We start from the raw sequence: 15,822 nt of genomic DNA, 5'->3' as shown, positions 1-15,822 counted from the left end.
GAACACCCCCAACCTAACCGTTGGGGGTGTTTTTTATTGGCGAAAAATAATGATATATCCATTTGCTTTAATTAGATTTGACTAAAAATACTTCATACTCCGCCATCTCTTGCTTAAGATATAAACAAATGGTTGGATGCTTAATAGGGAATGTTATTATGGACTTTATTTTTGAACCTTTTGTTGGGTTAGGACAGCTAAAATTTGATATGTCAAAATCTGAAGTAGAATCTCAGTTGACAGCGATTTCAGGTATTAGAGATTGCGATTATCAAGATGGAAAACTTAGTGCATTTACGATTGATCCAATCGATATTGAGCGTTTAATTTTTTGTGGTGTAGATCTTTTAAAAATGGACAAGTTAGAGGTAGCTCTCTATCTGGCAAATCAGAGTACTGAGTACGGGCAAGCCCAAGGTGGATCACTTTACTTTATGGATTTGGGCTGTGCTATTTTACAGTTTGAAGCTCCTTATCGTGAGTTCTTATTTTTCGCTAGAAAGTACAATACTGGAGAGCCATTGAGAGAGATGTCACCCTATTTAATAGAGTCTTACTATGAGGCTAGTGCTGGGGAAGGCTAAGATTTAACTATCTTGGAATGAAACATAGATACACCACTAAATTTAAGTTTTAATTGTAGTTAGCACTAAAAACTGGATCATTCCTTATGAAACTCAACTCTTTCACTCCACTCCCTGAAGATGATGAAGAACTACATCTTCCTGAGCTGGTATATTGGGCTTCTCTTGGTGATGTGGAACAAGTTGAGCAACTACTGGCAGAGGGGATAGACCCAAACCAGACCGATGACGAAGGCTATAGTGCATTACAGGCCGCTGCTGAGAACGATCATTTGGCGGTGGTAAAGCTACTTGTGAGCAAGGGGGCGGATGTGACCTATAAAAGTGAATATAGCGCATTACAGCTTGCAGAAATGGCCGAGCATAGCGAAGTGGTTGCGTATCTTAAAAGTCTTTAAATCACGCATAAAAATGATAGATAAAAAGAAGCCCCATCATCCTGACGGGGCTTCTTCATATTCAGTTTATGTCGTTGATATCCTATTAACGACCACGTCCTGTGTCTGTTCTTATTCTCAATGAGACTTCCTGTCTCTCTATGATTTATATGATAGGTGAAAAGTTTGCATTGGGATATTCGCCAATTGCTGCGATTGTTGTAGGTTTTAGCGTACATTGATCTGAAAGGATATCTGGGGTTTAGGCTGTAAAGGGCATTTTGTTATCACAATTTCAGCTAAGTTTAGCAGTAAATCACATTTATATATCAACTTTGATTATATAGAATCCAAATTATTATCTATTTATGGAAAGATTGGCTATGGGCTGGGAAGGATGGTTGTCTTTGGCTTTAACCTTGGGAGGACTACTTACACTCATCTTTTCAAAGATTGCCCCGCATATCGTCATGTTGGCAATTTTGACAATACTCAGTGTATTTGGCGTGTTGACTGCTCAGGAAGCTTTGGCAGGTTTTAGTAATTCTGGATTGATTACCGTAGCGGCAATGTTTGTTGTGGCAGCAGGGATTTCTAATTCAGGCGGAATTGATCTGTTTGTGAATAAGCTATTGGGAACTCCAAAATCTGAACGGATGGCACTATTGCGAATTTTCTTACCCATCGCTCCGCTCAGCGCATTTTTAAATAATACACCTGTGGTTGCAACCATGATTCCTGCTTTAAATAGCTGGTCGAAAAAGATTGGAATTGCCCCCTCAAAATTAATGATTCCCTTGAGTTATACCGCCATTCTTGGAGGAACGATTACCCTGATTGGGACGAGTACGAATCTGGTGGTAAATGGTCAGTATCAAGCTTTAACTGGTGAAGCAGGCTTCGGCATATTTGATATTACGGTGATTGGTCTGCCAGTTGCGATTATTGGGATGCTGGTGATGTATTGGTTCGCCCCCAAATTGCTGCCCAATCACCAAGAACAAAATGTCTTCTCCAATTTGCGAGAATTTACCTTAGAAGTGATCGTCAGTCCAAATGGTCCATTGGTTGGGCAATCTATTACAGCAGCGGGTCTGCGAAGTCTAAAGCGAGTTTATCTGGTTGAAATTGAACGTCAGCAAACAATTTTAACGGCTGTCTCTTCGGATGAGATCTTATTTGGTAATGATCGTTTGGTGTTTGCGGGAGATACCGAAGCGATCACTGAACTTTTAAAAATTAATGGTTTGGTTGCACCAGCAAGTATTGATGAAAAGACCGCTTTGGAAGAAGAGCATGCAGGTCGTCGCTTAGTTGAAGCTGTGGTGTCGCCGCATTGTGAGGCAATTGGTAGTGCTATTCGTGATGCCCAGTTCCGTAATCGTTATGGGGCTGTTGTATTGGCTGTAGCGCGCAATGGTGAGCGTTTAAAAGGGGGGCTGGGTAATATTAAATTACAGGTTGGTGATACCCTATTACTGGAAGCGCGTCCGGCTTTTGTAACACGTCAAAAATATAATAAAGATTTCTTGTTGGTCAATGAATTAGATCATGAACCTCCGCAACATGATAAAGCATTATTATCGTGGGGGATCTTGCTTGCAGCTGTGTTTGCGGCAGGTTTGGGCTTGTTGAGTATGCTGAATGCAGCTTTGCTGGCAGCAGGAATGATGTTATTGACCCGCTGTTTAACGGTTAAACAGGCGGAAAAAAGCCTGGATTTGACGGTTATTTTAACCATTGCGGCTTCATTCGCTTTGGGGGCTGCTTTGGAGAAAACGGGTGTTGCCGAAATGCTGGCACAATTGATTGTGCATTTTAGTGCGGGTGAGGCGATTGTATTATTAATTTTGACCTATTGCTTTGTGTCTATACTGACCGAGGTGATTACTAACAATGCAGCTGCATTACTGACTTTGCCTGTGGTGTTGGAAATCACAGCCCAAGCCGATCTGAATCCAATTCCCTTTGTCTTTGCCATTATGATGGGAGCATCTGCGAGTTTTGCGACCCCATTAGGCTATCAAACCAATTTGATGGTATTAGGTCCCGGCAATTATCGTTTTAGTGATTTTATCAAAGTTGGCTTACCTATGAATATTCTGATGGGTTCTGTCACGATTTTATTGCTGCTTTTACTCTTTCCCATAAAGCTATAAATAAAAAAGCCCTGAATCACTCAGGGCTTTTTTATTGCATATATTGTTTTAGAAATGAATATCTAAGCCAATATACGGACCTTTAAAGTCAAACTTAAGGTCATTTTTCTTGTAGTCATCTAATTTGATATCGAGAATACGATAGCCTGCTTTTAAACCAACATCGACCAATAAATTATCAATAAAGTTGTATTGTAATTCGGCTTGCGCATCCGTGATTTTGGTATCGTTAAAGTTGCTATACAACAACTCGCCCTTGGCACTGAGACCAGTAAATGGAAGTTTGATGCCCGCAGAGCCATAGATGACAGGAATGGTTTTATCGATATCTGTTTTACTGACATTCAGTGTTTTGACATCACCATTTAAATTGGTTGCACCCAGACCGACATCTGCGCTGATGATGGTGTCCAAGATTTCATAATAGAGAATGAAATCGGTGTGATCGATGTTCAGATCATAGACAGGTTGTCCAGCCACTGTATTTTCAGTTTGTGATTTCAAATTTACATAGCGAATTTTGGCATTTGGAATCAATGGAATCGGATGTTCAATTGCAAGTGATATTTGAGCAGAGCCTTTACGGTCTAAATCATACTCCCGAGAGTCTGCATAAGGATCTAATAGAAGATTATCTACGCCAGTTTGGTTGGATAAAGACGTTGTATTATTGGGCTGAACTTGAGCCTTCCCATCATAAAACCAATAACTTGCATCAGCTTTTACACCAATCACATCTGCCTGTGCCAGACCACAAATACTCGTCCCTATAGCAAACATTGATATTTTTAATATTTTCATTGCATTGTCCTAATCAGTATCAAAAACAGTAATGAATTGTTGTGAATTCATCTGTGAATGGGCGAATCATATAGTGATCTTGGAAAATATGCAGTAGTCTAAATTTAAATTTTTATAACAGGATCAAGAATAATGACAGATACAAAAAATGTGGTGGATTACCCACTTTATGTCGCAGGCAAAGCAGCCACCACAGGCCAATGGCTTGAAGTTCATGATAAGTATCACAATACCGTGTATGCACGTGTCGCCTTGGCCGATACCAAAGTGCTTGAAAAAGCGATTGCAGCTGCGGTGAAAGCTGAAGCAGAAATGGCGGCCTTAAAACCCTTTCAGAAACAAAGAATCCTATTGCACTGCGTGAAGCGTTTTAATGAACTGCGTGAAGAGTTAACAGATATTCTGATTGCAGAAGGGGGGAAACCTCGCGGTGCAGCAAGTGCCGAAGTCGAACGTCTGATCAATACCTTTCAATTGGCCGCAGATGCCGTGACACAGCTTGATGATGGACGAATGTTAGCTCTAGCTGTGACGCCTGCAGCTGCCCAGTTCAGAGGGATGGTCAAACATGTACCCATCGGTGCAGTTTCCTTAATCAGTCCGTTTAATTTTCCTCTCAACCTCGTTGCACATAAGATTGCACCAGCAATTGCTGCGGGTTGTCCCTTTGTGTTGAAACCTGCCAGTTTGACTCCGATCAGTGCCTTAATGATTGCCAAGGTGTTAGCAGAAACCGATTTACCGAAAGGCTCGTGGTCGGTATTGCCCTGTGAGCGTCAGGCCGCAGATATTCTGGTCACGGATGATCGCTTCAAGTTGTTAAGCTTTACGGGTTCCGATCAGGTGGGATGGGACATGAAAGCCCGTGCTGGTCGTAAGAAAGTCACCTTAGAATTGGGCGGGAATGCTGCGGTTCTGATTGATGCGGATACAGTGATTGATGACGCTTTGATTGATCGTTTAATCAGTGCAGCCTATGGGCATGCGGGGCAGATCTGTATCAGTGTGCAGCGGATTTTAATTCATACTGACTTATATGCCGAAGTGAAAAAGAAACTCATCGCCAAATTGAAAAAAATTAAAGTGGATGATCCCACTTTAAGTACCACATTGGTTGGTCCCATGATTAAGGAGGCTGAAGCGATCCGTCTGAAAAAATGGCTGGATAAGGCCGAGAAAAAAGGAGCAAAAATACTGATAGGAGGACGTTTAGAAGGGGTTTTGTTCGAACCCACTTTACTGGAAAATGTCGATGCCAAGCTGGAAATCTATAAAGATGAAGCCTTTGGTCCTGTGGCAATTTTAGAAAAGTTTAAGACGTTTGAGCAGGGCATTGCGACCATTAATCAAAGTCGTTTTGGCTTGCAGGCAGGCGTATATACGCAAAATCTGAATAAGATGCTATATGCATGGGATCATTTACATGTTGGAGGTGTGATTATTAACGATGTCCCGACGTTCCGCGTCGATAATATGCCTTATGGTGGGGTGAAGGATTCGGGCCTTGGCCGTGAAGGGATTCAGTTTGCTATTCGGGATATGCAAGAGGAAAGATTATTAGCCATCAAACAATAAAAAGAGAGTGGCCCAAGCGGAGTAAATGCTTCGCTTGATTGTTTTATGTACTTGATTTTTATAGCTTGACTGTAAGGTCAAAATTACAGGCTGTTGAAAAATAATCAGTTGTTTAAAAAACATGATTTTTTCTTGCAGAATTTACAGTAAAAAGAAATAAAAACAGGTATTGTTCGGCTATTAAAAGCAGAAAAACAACGCCCGATCTTTAAGGAAGATGGTTTGGTTTTTTGTTTGTTTGTGCATGGAAATAACACACTCACAAGGTTGAATTTTCATACAAACAAGACAAGATTTTTATGGCACTTTTCATGTCTGTTGGACAATAACAAACCACAAACAGTATGGAAGGGCCAGCAGGACAATTTAGGTGTTTTATGACAGATACTCGTGAAAACTGGACATCACGATCTGGTTTTATTATTGCAGCTGTAGGTTCAGCTGTCGGTTTAGGCAATATTTGGCGTTTCCCTTACGTTGCCTATGAAAATGGCGGCGGGGCGTTTCTTATCCCTTATCTACTGGCGTTGATTACCGCTGGTTTACCTCTTTTATTCTTGGACTATGCAACGGGTCATCGTGCGCGTAATTCTCCACCAAAGGCGTATCGTGCGCTATTTAAAGGGGGAGAGACGCTGGGCTGGTGGCAGGTTTGTGTCTGTATCATCATTGGCCTGTACTATGCCAGTGTACTGACGTGGGCGGGGAGTTATGTGTACTTCTCGATAGGTCAGACATGGGGGAGTGACCCGGAAAGTTTCTTCTTCAATACGTATTTACAGACCTCGAAAGCGGCAGGTTTTGACCTTAATTTCGTGAGTCATTTGTTCTGGCCAATCGTCGGAATCTGGGCACTGACCTTAATCATTTTATATGGTGGGGTGAAGAAGGGCGTTGAATTATCCAACAAGATTTTCATGCCATTGTTATTCGTGTTGTTCACCATTCTGGTGGTTCAGTCATTACGTTTACCAGGTGCGGTGGAAGGCTTAAATGCTTTCTTTACCCCGAACTGGTCGGCCATGATGGATTATAAAGTGTGGTTAGCCGCATATGGCCATACTTTCTTCTCCCTGTCTGTGGGCTTCGGGATCATGGTGACCTATGCCTCTTATCTCAAACCTAAAACCGATTTAACTGGCTCGGGTCTGATTGTTGGTTTTGCCAATGCCTCGACGGAAATCTTGGCCGGTATCGGAATCTTTGCAGCCTTGGGCTTTATGGCGCATACGGCAGGCAAAGAAGTACAGGACGTAGTGAGTGGTGGTATTGGTCTGGCATTCATCGCCTTCCCGAAAATCATTTCAAGCTTGGGTGCAGGTGCTGACTTATTCGGTCTGCTGTTCTTTTCATCACTCTTCGTTGCGGGTATTTCTTCAATGGTGAGTATCTTGGAAGTGCCGATTGCAGCGATGCAAGACAAATTGAAATGGGGGCGTACCAAAGCTGTGACCATTATTGGTGGCGGTAGTGCCTTGGTTTCGGTGTTCTTATTCTCCAGTGTCAATGCGATTAAACTGGTCGATATTGTCGATCACTTCATCAATAACATTGGTATTGTTGGCGGAGCACTCGTTTCTATTCTGTGGATTACATGGTTTAAACGTTCTGCCTTGATTGAACTGCGCGATCATATCAACCGTATTTCCACGATTCAACTGGGTAAAGGCTGGGCATTTACCTTAACGGTGATCACTTCTCTGATCTTGTTAACCACCTTAAGCATGACGGTATTTAACTTGGTGAAAAATGGTTACGATAGTTATAGCATGAGCTTACAAGGCATCTTTGGATGGGGCAGTGTGATTTTCTGTGCGGTTGTTGCAATCGTGCTCAGCAAGCTCAAAGATCGCTAGGAGAAAGAATATGAATACTTCTGCAATCGTGATGATGGTTATTGCTATGTTGTTTGTTTGGGGGGGATTGGCTTTGTCGATCCTGCACCTGATGAAGCATCCAGAAGAACTCGATGAGGTTCTGGAAGAAGTCAAAGATCAACATACGCTTTAAAACAGATTTAAAAAAAAGCAGGCTTCAAGCCTGCTTTTTTATTATGCCAATTTTTTAATCCGGCAATAATAGAAACCATCACCAGCGTGTGCAGAAGGCAGCAACTGACGACCATGCGTCTGCTCAATCCCCCAATCGGCTTCGATTTTGACTTCTTCAGCATCGGTATGTTCAGCAAAGAAAGTTGCCATTTGCTGCTCATTTTCAGCTTTAAGTATTGAGCAGGTGATATACAGCAAGGTGCCACCGACTTTAAGCTGTTGCCACATCTGCTGCAAAATCTGCTGTTGTAGCGCCACGGTTTGTGCGATATCGGTTGACTGTCTCAGCAGACGAATATCGGGATGGCGACGGATCACGCCTGTTGCAGAGCAGGGTGCATCCAACACGATACAATCGACAAGTTCTGGTGCCTGCCATGTGGTGGCATCTGCTGTCACAATCTCAACAAGCTTCTGATCTAGGGCAAGACGTTCTAAATTTTCAGAAACACGCAGTAAACGTTTTGCATCATGATCAAGCGCAATCAATTTTTTCGGATTAAAGCGCTCAAGGATATGCGCGGCTTTACCTCCTGGTGCAGCACAAGCATCGATCACAACTTGGTTATCTAAGTTGGGTAAAAGCGTGGCACATAATTGAGCATGCTCATCCTGAACAGAAAAACCGCCTTCTTCAAAACCGGGTAAATGGGTAATATTGCCGGTTTGTTCCAAAACAATACCAACATTTGAAAGCATACAAGGACGAGCATCAATCTGTTCTTCGTCCAAAATCTCTAAATATTCGTTACGACTGACTTGGCGTTCATTGACGCGCAGCGTCAGTGGCGCGACTTGTTTTAAGGCTTGGCATAGCGACTCTGCTTGCTCAGGCCAATCTTTTTTGAGCCGTTTGAATAACCAGCTTGGTAAACCATGCGTATTATTCAAAGCGGTTTGAAATTCATCTGTTTCACGTGAAACACGACGCAGAATTGCATTGACCAAACCACTCATTGGCTCGAAACCGAGTTGCTTAGCCGCATTTACGGTTTCTGAAATCGCAGCATGTACAGGAACGCGCGTACATAAAATTTGGTATAAACCAAGATATAAACAACTTTCTAGGGCTTCATTGTCTAATGGTTTTGTGAGCAATGGTAAGGTAATGGCTTTTAAGGAATACCATTGGCGTAAACAACCTAAAGTAAGTTCGTGATATAAACCACGGTCACGTTCAGAAACCATATTGAGATGTTGATTCAAAACAGAAGACAAAGATTGCCCATTTTGAACAGCCAAAAGTGTTTTGACCACTTGCGCACGCAGATTCAAATTTTTTGCAGATGATTGATTCGATTGGCTCATGGGAGAATTTGTCCAATATGTAATTTCTGGGTTTGTGCAATTTGCACTGGATTTAAGGCTTTCGCGCCAGGCCATTGCAAGCTGGTGAGGCACACGGCTGTATTGTCGCCACACGCCACATGCACGCCTTGTTTATCCAAAGCCAAGATTTCACCTGCTTGAGCAGCGGCGTTGCGGTGTTGAGAAAGCATGGAGCCCCAAACACGTAAGGCATTGTTTTCATCTAACTGAATAAACGCCACTGGCCAAGGATTAAAAGCACGGATATTACGGTCGATTTGCAATGCACTTTGCTTCCAGTCAATACGCGCTTCTGCTTTGACTAACTTATGCGCATAGACCGTCAGTGTCTCATCTTGCACTTCACGTTTTTCGATGAAATCCTGCAAGCTTTGTTCTGATTCGAGTACTGTACAAATCGCTTCTGCACCTTGGATTGCCAGTTTGTCATGCAAGCTGGCAGAGGTATCTTCAGCGGTGATCGCGCAATAGGTTTTATACATCATATCGCCCGTATCTAGACCTGCCGCCATTTGCATGATGGTAATCCCCGTTTCTGCATCACCTGTAGCGATGGCACGTTGAATTGGGGCAGCCCCGCGCCAGCGCGGCAGCAATGAGCCATGAATATTCAAACAGCCGTACTTTGGGGTGTCTAAAACGGCTTGCGGCAAGATCAAGCCATAAGCGGCCACCACCATCACATCTGCACCTAAGGCCGCAAGTTGTTGTCGAGCTGCCAAGCCGTCTTCCGTCGACGCTTTAAAGTTCAAAGGTTGATAAACAGCTAAATCGTGTTCAAGTGCCAATTGTTTAACAGGCGATGGCGTTAATTTTTGCCCACGTCCTGATTTACGGTCAGGTTGGGTATAAACCGCAATAATCTGGTGGGATGTTTTTAATAATGCCGCCAATGCGGTTGCCGCAAATTCAGGCGTACCAGCAAAAATGATTTTCACAAATGGAATCCAAACAAAACTTACCTCAAATTATAAGCGAAAAAGCGACGAGTCCCTAATTCACTGCCTGAATTGCTTTTGTGCAAAAAAAGATAGGCCTGTTGGTCATCTGTTAAACGATAACTTGTAGTATGATGCAGAGAGCTCAGTATCATTTCGCCAGAGCGAATGTCCTATTCGTCTCGAGCACACACTTGTTGGGAATAAAAAATGCCTGATTATCGTTCGAAAACATCGACACATGGAAGAAATATGGCTGGCGCACGTGGTTTATGGCGTGCGACGGGTATGAAAGATGAAGATTTTGGCAAGCCCATTATTGCAGTGGTCAACTCATTTACCCAATTTGTGCCAGGCCATGTGCATCTCAAAGATTTAGGTCAGCTTGTTGCGCGAGAAATTGAAGCGTCTGGTGGTGTGGCAAAAGAATTTAATACGATTGCCGTTGATGACGGGATTGCCATGGGTCATGACGGGATGCTGTATTCACTGCCATCACGTGATTTGATTGCCGATTCTGTAGAATATATGGTCAATGCTCATTGTGCCGATGCAATGGTATGTATCTCAAACTGTGACAAAATCACACCGGGAATGTTGATGGCAGCAATGCGCTTGAACATCCCTGTGGTATTCGTGTCTGGCGGGCCGATGGAAGCGGGTAAAGTCAAATTCCGTGGTGATGAAAAAGCAATCGACTTGGTTGATGCGATGGTGGTTGCAGCCGACGAAAGCTATACCGATGAAGAAGTCGCTGCGTTTGAACGCTCAGCATGTCCAACCTGTGGTTCATGTTCAGGCATGTTCACGGCCAACTCGATGAACTGTTTAACCGAGGCTCTTGGTTTGTCTTTACCGGGCAATGGTTCTATCGTGGCAACGCATGCAAACCGTGAAAAATTATTCTTGAGAGCTGGCCGTTTAGTGGTTGAACTGGCGAAGCGCTATTATGAGCAGAATGATGACAGCATCTTGCCGCGTTCGATTGCCACCAAAGCTGCTTTTGAAAATGCCATGACACTTGATATTGCAATGGGCGGTTCAACCAATACCGTATTGCATTTGCTTGCAGCGGCGCACGAAGCCGAAGTTGATTTCACCATGGATGATATCGACCGTTTGTCACGTCAGGTTCCAGTCTTGTCAAAGGTTGCACCTGCAAAACAAGACGTGCATATGGAAGATGTACACCGTGCGGGTGGGATCATGGCGATCTTGGGTGAGCTCGATCGTGCCAACCTACTCAATACTTCATGCCCAACCGTACATGAAAAAACCCTGAAAGATGCTTTGGACAAGTGGGATATTATCCGTACGGAAGATGCCGATGTTTATGAGTTCTATCGTTCATCTCCGGGGGGAATTCCAACCCAAGTCGCGTTCTCACAGAACCGTTATTATTCAACCCTAGATGGTGACCGTGAGAAAGGTGTGATTCGTAATGCTGAACATGCCTTCTCTAAAGATGGCGGTTTGGCAGTGCTTTACGGCAACATCGCTCTAGATGGCTGTATCGTTAAAACTGCGGGTGTGGATGAGTCGATTCTTAAATTCACTGGCACGGCACGCGTTTTTGAGAGTCAAGATTCGGCAGTTGAAGCAATTCTGGATCATAAAATCGTGGCGGGTGACATCGTGGTGATTCGCTATGAAGGCCCACGTGGTGGACCAGGTATGCAGGAAATGTTGTACCCGACCAGTTACCTGAAATCGAAAGGTTTGGGTAAAGACTGTGCCTTGATTACTGATGGTCGCTTCTCGGGTGGCTCGTCAGGCTTGTCGATTGGTCACGTATCTCCAGAAGCAGCGGAGGGTGGTGCAATTGGTCTGGTTGAAGATGGTGATACCATTCAAATTGATATTCCAAATCGTACCATTCACCTTGATATTGACGATGCCACCATGGCACATCGCCGTACAGTTCAGGAAGCCAAAGGCTGGCATCCGGCAGAAGAACGTAAACGCAAAGTGTCTAAGTCATTGAAGATTTACGCATTGCATTCAACCAGTGCAGCCAAAGGCGCAGTACGAGTTTTGTAATCCCTTTGAGTCCCTCTTTCAATTAAGGGGGACTTTTTTGTTATTTTATAAGATACTGAACACATTTATTGGCTCACTTGTTCCAACACAAGTTTGAGTATATCCATCCATATTTCACTTTATGACCATTAGAGGCTGTCGACATGTCTTTGTTACGTCGTTGGTTTGATCCCATACGATCGAGTTGGTACTATCAGAAACCTTCTCGTCAGGCGGAGTTACCCACGGAACAGGGTTTAAGTATTTACCTGCGTCTAGACGATGTTTATAGCTATCTTGCAGTGCAACAACTTGGTCAGCTCAATGAAATCTTGAGTGATGAACTCAAACCGTTAAAGGTGATTATTTCGAGGCAAGACGCTGAACCTCCCAATGAGATGTCGAAGCAAGACTGGCAAACTTATTGTTTAAATGATGCCAAAATTCTCGCCAAGCAACATCGTTTTAGTTTTGACGACACTCCAGAAATCCCCAGTGCAGAAGCCTTACAACAAGCTGAAACCATTCTTAGAAACACGCCATTGCGTGAGCAGAACTTCTTACATTTGCTCGAAGACGTCTTTCATATGTTGTGGCAGCAACAATATGGCAAATTGCGTACCTTGCATGCCATGGCCAGCCAGCACCAAAGCCCTCAAGATTATCCTGAACGCATTTTTAAAGATGTGCCTGTAGCCGCCAGTTATTTCGAATTTGGTGAGCGTAAATATCAAGCCGTTGATGACTTACTCCGCTTGACCCGTCGGCTAAAACAACAGAAATTGCTGACAGGAAATCCAATTTTCCTGATCAACCATATCGAATGGCGTGAGCATTTGATTAATGATGGTGAAGCGCTGAGCGAAGTTCAAGCCATGCATCCTGAGTTGGATCTGTATATTGCGCTTGAAGATCCAATGAGCTGGTTATTATTGGCATATATCAAAGAAGAACTGGCGGATTATTATAATATTCAGTTGAAAGTTTACCCATTGAGTTATCACGGGCGCGACTGGTTTGACTGGAGTCTGGCCACTCGCGTCTCCAAGCGGACACAAGTCGCATTTACACCATTCTGCCGCCCAACTAAAGAAGCAACCTATGAGATGGCACGGCTGTTTTATAGCGTGCCTGAAGAACAGCAAGTGAACTGTATTCATCAGATATTTGAAGGGGTGTGGACACGTGGTAGAGACCTGTCATTTAAAGCCCATTTTCAGCGTATGCAGAGACGTTTGGAGATCGATCAAATTACAGAACAGGATGTGGAGGCTTTATTGCAACAGAATGATGAACTGTGCCAGCAAAAGCATCAGCCTGATTTTCCAGTTCTGGAATTGCGCATCGATGGACAGAGCTATGTATTTAATAGCTTATACCGGGTCTGGATGATTGAAAGTATTATTAGCAATGTGTTGGAAGATAAATACCGAATAGCCTCAAGCTCTGCCTGAGGCCAGCTCCCAAAAATAAGAATAGGGAGAGTCCCCGTTTTTTCGTAGCATAACTCCGGTGCAACATCGGAGAGCGCGCATGACTTTTTTAGCAATCATTATTGTGGTATTTGCCTTTGCAGGCATGATCAAAGGCATGATTGGTCTAGGCTTGCCTGCGGTATCCATGGGGCTATTGACCATTGCCATGAGTCCCTTTCAGGCCGCATCTCTGTTGATTGTTCCTTCCATGGTGACCAATGTCTGGCAACTGTTTGCTGAGGGGCGGGTGTGGATGTTTATCCGCCGTTTCTGGACCTTACTTGCAGGTATTATTGTGGGTTCGATCTGGAGCTTTTTACCGACCTTAAACCAGAGTCATGGGCACAGCAGCGAAATTTTATTGGGATGCATGCTGGCCTTATACGGATGTTATGGCCTCTGTGTCAAAAAGCTGCCCCATCTGGCCAAATATGAGCGTTGGCTATCTCCTGTCGTGGGCTATATTGGTGGTGCAGTCACAGTCGCAACGGGTGTGGTGATTATTCCCGTTGTGCCGTATTTGCAGTCTTTGCATTTAAAACGAGATGAACTGGTACAAGCCTTAGGATTGACCTTTACCGTATCTACGATTTGTCTGGCCGTATTTCTACAGCATAACCCGATGGCTGGTATGCATCTGGATTATCGACTCTCTGCCGTAGCTTTAGTGGCTGCATTGGTTGGAATGTGGCTGGGTAAAAAGATCCGTTACCAACTGAACGAGCAACGCTTTCGCCGCCTGTTTTTTATCGGGTTAATGGCCTTAGGGATGTATATGATGGCACATTAGCATGGATCAGTTGGCGGGTTGATGCTGTAGTAAAAATTCAGCAAATTGTTGATAACCCAGCGGCAGCTGGGAAAAGTCCTGTGCGGCCAAAAGCAGCTTGCGATTGGCCCATGCACCCAGTAGCTGCACGGTATGGAAAGCGTAATCTGCCTGTAAGCGCTGTGCCGCACGGGCAGGCATAATAGCAATGCCGACCCCTTTCGCCACCACTTCTGCAATTGCAGCAAAATTGGGTAAGCGCAAACGGTATTGGATATTAAAGCCCAGTAATTTAGCTTGGGTTTCAATCGATTGCTGTAATGAATGATGCGGCATCAAGCCAATAAAGCCGTAATTTAAGGCCTCGATCAGGTTCAAGGGTGCCTGCTGAGCTAAGGCATGTTCTGCTGGACAAATCAGCACCAGTGGGTCGCTGGCAAATTCTTGGGTGTGTAAATGCTGGGTATCAAAAAAGCTGGATACCAATCCCAAGCGTGCAATGCCTTGGGTTAGGGCTTCAACAATTTCAGAGCTTTCCGCTTCGTGTAGATCAAGATTAATGGTTGGATGCAACATCAGATATTGCGGTAAGAGTGGTGGTAAATACTCACTTTGAGCAGAAGAGTTACACCAGAGTGTCAGAGATTCAGGTTGCTGTTGCCGAAAGCGTTGCATGTCATGTTCAAGCACTGCTTTTTGCTTCATTAAACGGCGAGCATGTTCCGCCAAGGCGTGACCAGCAGTGGTCAGTTCAAGGCCGTTGCTATGACGAACAAATAAGGGGGTATCGAAATAGAGCTCAAGTTTTTTTATGCGTTCGCTGGCAGCCTGCAAAGAAATTGCAGAGCGTTCTGCGCCTTTGGTCAGACTACCCGTATTGATGATATGTAGAACAAGCTGTAAATCAAAAAAATCAAAACGCATGATGGCAACGTATTGAAATGTAAAAAGCCATCATACTAAAAATAGGCTGAATAAAGATAGGGCAGAAAAGCATGATGAAAAAAGGCAGCTTTCGCTGCCTTGAATGTTTTAGTTTTTGTCTTTTAAATTAAACAGCAAGTTTAAGAAAATCGCTGCAAAAGTTGCAGTACCGATACCCCCTAAATTGAAATTACCAAATAACAATTCAAAGTTACCTGCGCCGAGAATAATCGTCACAGAGGCAACGATCAGGTTTTTATTATTTGAGAAGTCGACTTTATTTTCGATCCAGATTTTTGCACCAGCAATGGTGATCAGACCAAAGACCACGATAGATGCTCCAGTCAGCACCGCATTTGGAATAGTACTGATGACTGCACCAAACTTAGGTGAAAGACCGAGAATAATCGCAAATACACCTGCAATTACAAAGACCAGCGTCGAGTAAACGCGAGTGACTGCCATCACCCCAATATTCTCGCCATAAGTGGTCATCCCTGGTGCACCGACACCGCCTGATAAGGTCGTTGCAACGCCGTCGGCAACAAAGGCTTTACCCAGTTGTGGTGTGAGGTTTTCACCTGTCATGGCCCCGACTGCTTTGATATGTCCCAGATTTTCTGCCACCAAAATCAGTGCCACGGGTGCAATGATCAGAATTGCATTTAAATCAAAAGTGGGGTGTGACAAGCTCGGGATACCGAACCATGGTGCTGCCGAGATTTGGGAGAAATCAATCGGTTTGCCATAGCCTAAGCCATTACTGGCGATTGCATAAATTGCATAGGCAATTAACAGGCCAATTAACAATAATAGACGTT

Annotated in this window: 14 protein-coding genes; 9 read left to right on the top strand and 5 right to left on the bottom strand. The window is 43.9% G+C overall.

The window, feature by feature from the left end; all coding sequences use genetic code 11:
* The first annotated feature begins 158 nt into the window (after nt 1-158).
* The 3 genes from Aba26S_RS18905 (at nt 159) to Aba26S_RS18895 (ending at nt 3,120) form a co-directional block, all read left to right on the top strand.
* The gene (locus tag Aba26S_RS18905; protein ID WP_043974280.1) at nt 159-584 is read left to right on the top strand and encodes a hypothetical protein; all 426 of its coding nucleotides are present in this window, start codon (nt 159-161) and stop codon (nt 582-584) included.
* Between the two features lie 86 nt (nt 585-670).
* On the top strand, nt 671-982 hold the full coding sequence (locus Aba26S_RS18900; protein ID WP_043974277.1) for an ankyrin repeat domain-containing protein: 312 nt from the start codon (nt 671-673) through the stop codon (nt 980-982).
* Nucleotides 983-1,344: 362 nt separating this feature from the next.
* Nucleotides 1,345-3,120: an SLC13 family permease gene (locus Aba26S_RS18895; protein ID WP_043974274.1), complete on the top strand. Its 1,776-nt coding sequence runs from the start codon at nt 1,345-1,347 to the stop codon at nt 3,118-3,120.
* A 48-nt stretch (nt 3,121-3,168) separates the two neighbouring features.
* On the opposite strand, the gene Aba26S_RS18890 is transcribed toward Aba26S_RS18895, so the two are convergent.
* Entirely contained in the window at nt 3,169-3,921 is a 753-nt protein-coding gene (locus Aba26S_RS18890; RefSeq protein WP_043974270.1) for a TIGR04219 family outer membrane beta-barrel protein, read from the bottom strand.
* A 132-nt stretch (nt 3,922-4,053) separates the two neighbouring features.
* On the opposite strand from Aba26S_RS18890, the gene Aba26S_RS18885 reads away from it, so the two are divergent.
* The 3 genes from Aba26S_RS18885 to Aba26S_RS18875 all read left to right on the top strand — a co-directional run bounded on the left by Aba26S_RS18885 (nt 4,054) and on the right by Aba26S_RS18875 (nt 7,506).
* The gene (locus Aba26S_RS18885) at nt 4,054-5,496 is read left to right on the top strand and encodes an aldehyde dehydrogenase family protein (protein WP_043974267.1); all 1,443 of its coding nucleotides are present in this window, start codon (nt 4,054-4,056) and stop codon (nt 5,494-5,496) included.
* Nucleotides 5,497-5,873: 377 nt separating this feature from the next.
* A complete protein-coding gene (locus tag Aba26S_RS18880) occupies nt 5,874-7,352 on the top strand; it encodes a sodium-dependent transporter (protein WP_043974263.1) in 1,479 nt (492 codons plus the stop codon).
* 10 nt (nt 7,353-7,362) lie between these two features.
* Nucleotides 7,363-7,506: a methionine/alanine import family NSS transporter small subunit gene (locus Aba26S_RS18875; protein ID WP_005237973.1), complete on the top strand. Its 144-nt coding sequence runs from the start codon at nt 7,363-7,365 to the stop codon at nt 7,504-7,506.
* 41 nt (nt 7,507-7,547) lie between these two features.
* Here the strand turns inward: Aba26S_RS18875 and rsmB are convergent, their stop codons facing one another.
* Both rsmB and fmt read right to left on the bottom strand, forming a co-directional pair.
* Nucleotides 7,548-8,855 carry a 16S rRNA (cytosine(967)-C(5))-methyltransferase RsmB gene (rsmB, locus tag Aba26S_RS18870; protein WP_005237975.1) on the bottom strand — a complete coding sequence of 436 codons (1,308 nt, stop codon included), beginning with the start codon at nt 8,853-8,855 and terminating at the stop codon, nt 7,548-7,550.
* Nucleotides 8,852-9,814, bottom strand: coding sequence for a methionyl-tRNA formyltransferase (gene fmt, locus Aba26S_RS18865; RefSeq protein ID WP_043974260.1), 963 nt, complete (start codon nt 9,812-9,814; stop codon nt 8,852-8,854). The genes rsmB and fmt overlap by 4 nt, the downstream gene beginning before the upstream one ends.
* Before the next feature lie 210 nt (nt 9,815-10,024).
* Here fmt and ilvD point away from each other — a divergent pair, with 210 nt between their 5' ends.
* From ilvD to Aba26S_RS18850, 3 genes are all read left to right on the top strand, one after another.
* On the top strand, nt 10,025-11,854 hold the full coding sequence (ilvD, locus tag Aba26S_RS18860; RefSeq protein ID WP_032861725.1) for a dihydroxy-acid dehydratase: 1,830 nt from the start codon (nt 10,025-10,027) through the stop codon (nt 11,852-11,854).
* Nucleotides 11,855-11,997: 143 nt separating this feature from the next.
* Nucleotides 11,998-13,287, top strand: a complete 1,290-nt coding sequence (locus Aba26S_RS18855; RefSeq protein WP_043974257.1) for a hypothetical protein — start codon at nt 11,998-12,000, stop codon at nt 13,285-13,287.
* Between the two features lie 79 nt (nt 13,288-13,366).
* Nucleotides 13,367-14,098 (top strand): sulfite exporter TauE/SafE family protein, encoded by a 732-nt coding sequence (locus Aba26S_RS18850; RefSeq protein WP_043974254.1) that lies wholly within the window; start codon nt 13,367-13,369, stop codon nt 14,096-14,098.
* Nucleotides 14,099-14,104: 6 nt separating this feature from the next.
* On the opposite strand, the gene Aba26S_RS18845 is transcribed toward Aba26S_RS18850, so the two are convergent.
* Complete coding sequence (locus Aba26S_RS18845) at nt 14,105-15,001, bottom strand: LysR family transcriptional regulator (protein ID WP_043974253.1); 897 nt, start codon at nt 14,999-15,001, stop codon at nt 14,105-14,107.
* Nucleotides 15,002-15,109: 108 nt separating this feature from the next.
* The coding region (locus Aba26S_RS18840) for a solute carrier family 23 protein (RefSeq protein WP_043974250.1) at nt 15,110-15,822 on the bottom strand (713 nt) is incomplete at its 5' end.

The organism is Acinetobacter sp. NBRC 110496 (genome assembly GCF_000876115.1).
GTDB lineage: Bacteria > Pseudomonadota > Gammaproteobacteria > Pseudomonadales > Moraxellaceae > Acinetobacter.
This window is presented reverse-complemented; position numbering and strand designations above follow the sequence as displayed.

Bases quoted from the DNA above. Each gene is read 5' to 3' on its own strand.
- Aba26S_RS18905 (WP_043974280.1), top strand. From the start codon at position 159: ATGGACTTTATTTTTGAACCTTTTGTTGGGTTAGGACAGCTAAAATTT.
- Aba26S_RS18900 (WP_043974277.1), top strand. From the start codon at position 671: ATGAAACTCAACTCTTTCACTCCACTCCCTGAAGATGATGAAGAACTA.
- Aba26S_RS18895 (WP_043974274.1), top strand. From the start codon at position 1,345: ATGGGCTGGGAAGGATGGTTGTCTTTGGCTTTAACCTTGGGAGGACTA.
- Aba26S_RS18890 (WP_043974270.1), bottom strand. From the start codon at position 3,921: ATGAAAATATTAAAAATATCAATGTTTGCTATAGGGACGAGTATTTGT.
- Aba26S_RS18885 (WP_043974267.1), top strand. From the start codon at position 4,054: ATGACAGATACAAAAAATGTGGTGGATTACCCACTTTATGTCGCAGGC.
- Aba26S_RS18880 (WP_043974263.1), top strand. From the start codon at position 5,874: ATGACAGATACTCGTGAAAACTGGACATCACGATCTGGTTTTATTATT.
- Aba26S_RS18875 (WP_005237973.1), top strand. From the start codon at position 7,363: ATGAATACTTCTGCAATCGTGATGATGGTTATTGCTATGTTGTTTGTT.
- rsmB (WP_005237975.1), bottom strand. From the start codon at position 8,855: ATGAGCCAATCGAATCAATCATCTGCAAAAAATTTGAATCTGCGTGCG.
- ilvD (WP_032861725.1), top strand. From the start codon at position 10,025: ATGCCTGATTATCGTTCGAAAACATCGACACATGGAAGAAATATGGCT.
- Aba26S_RS18855 (WP_043974257.1), top strand. From the start codon at position 11,998: ATGTCTTTGTTACGTCGTTGGTTTGATCCCATACGATCGAGTTGGTAC.
- Aba26S_RS18850 (WP_043974254.1), top strand. From the start codon at position 13,367: ATGACTTTTTTAGCAATCATTATTGTGGTATTTGCCTTTGCAGGCATG.
- Aba26S_RS18845 (WP_043974253.1), bottom strand. From the start codon at position 15,001: ATGCGTTTTGATTTTTTTGATTTACAGCTTGTTCTACATATCATCAAT.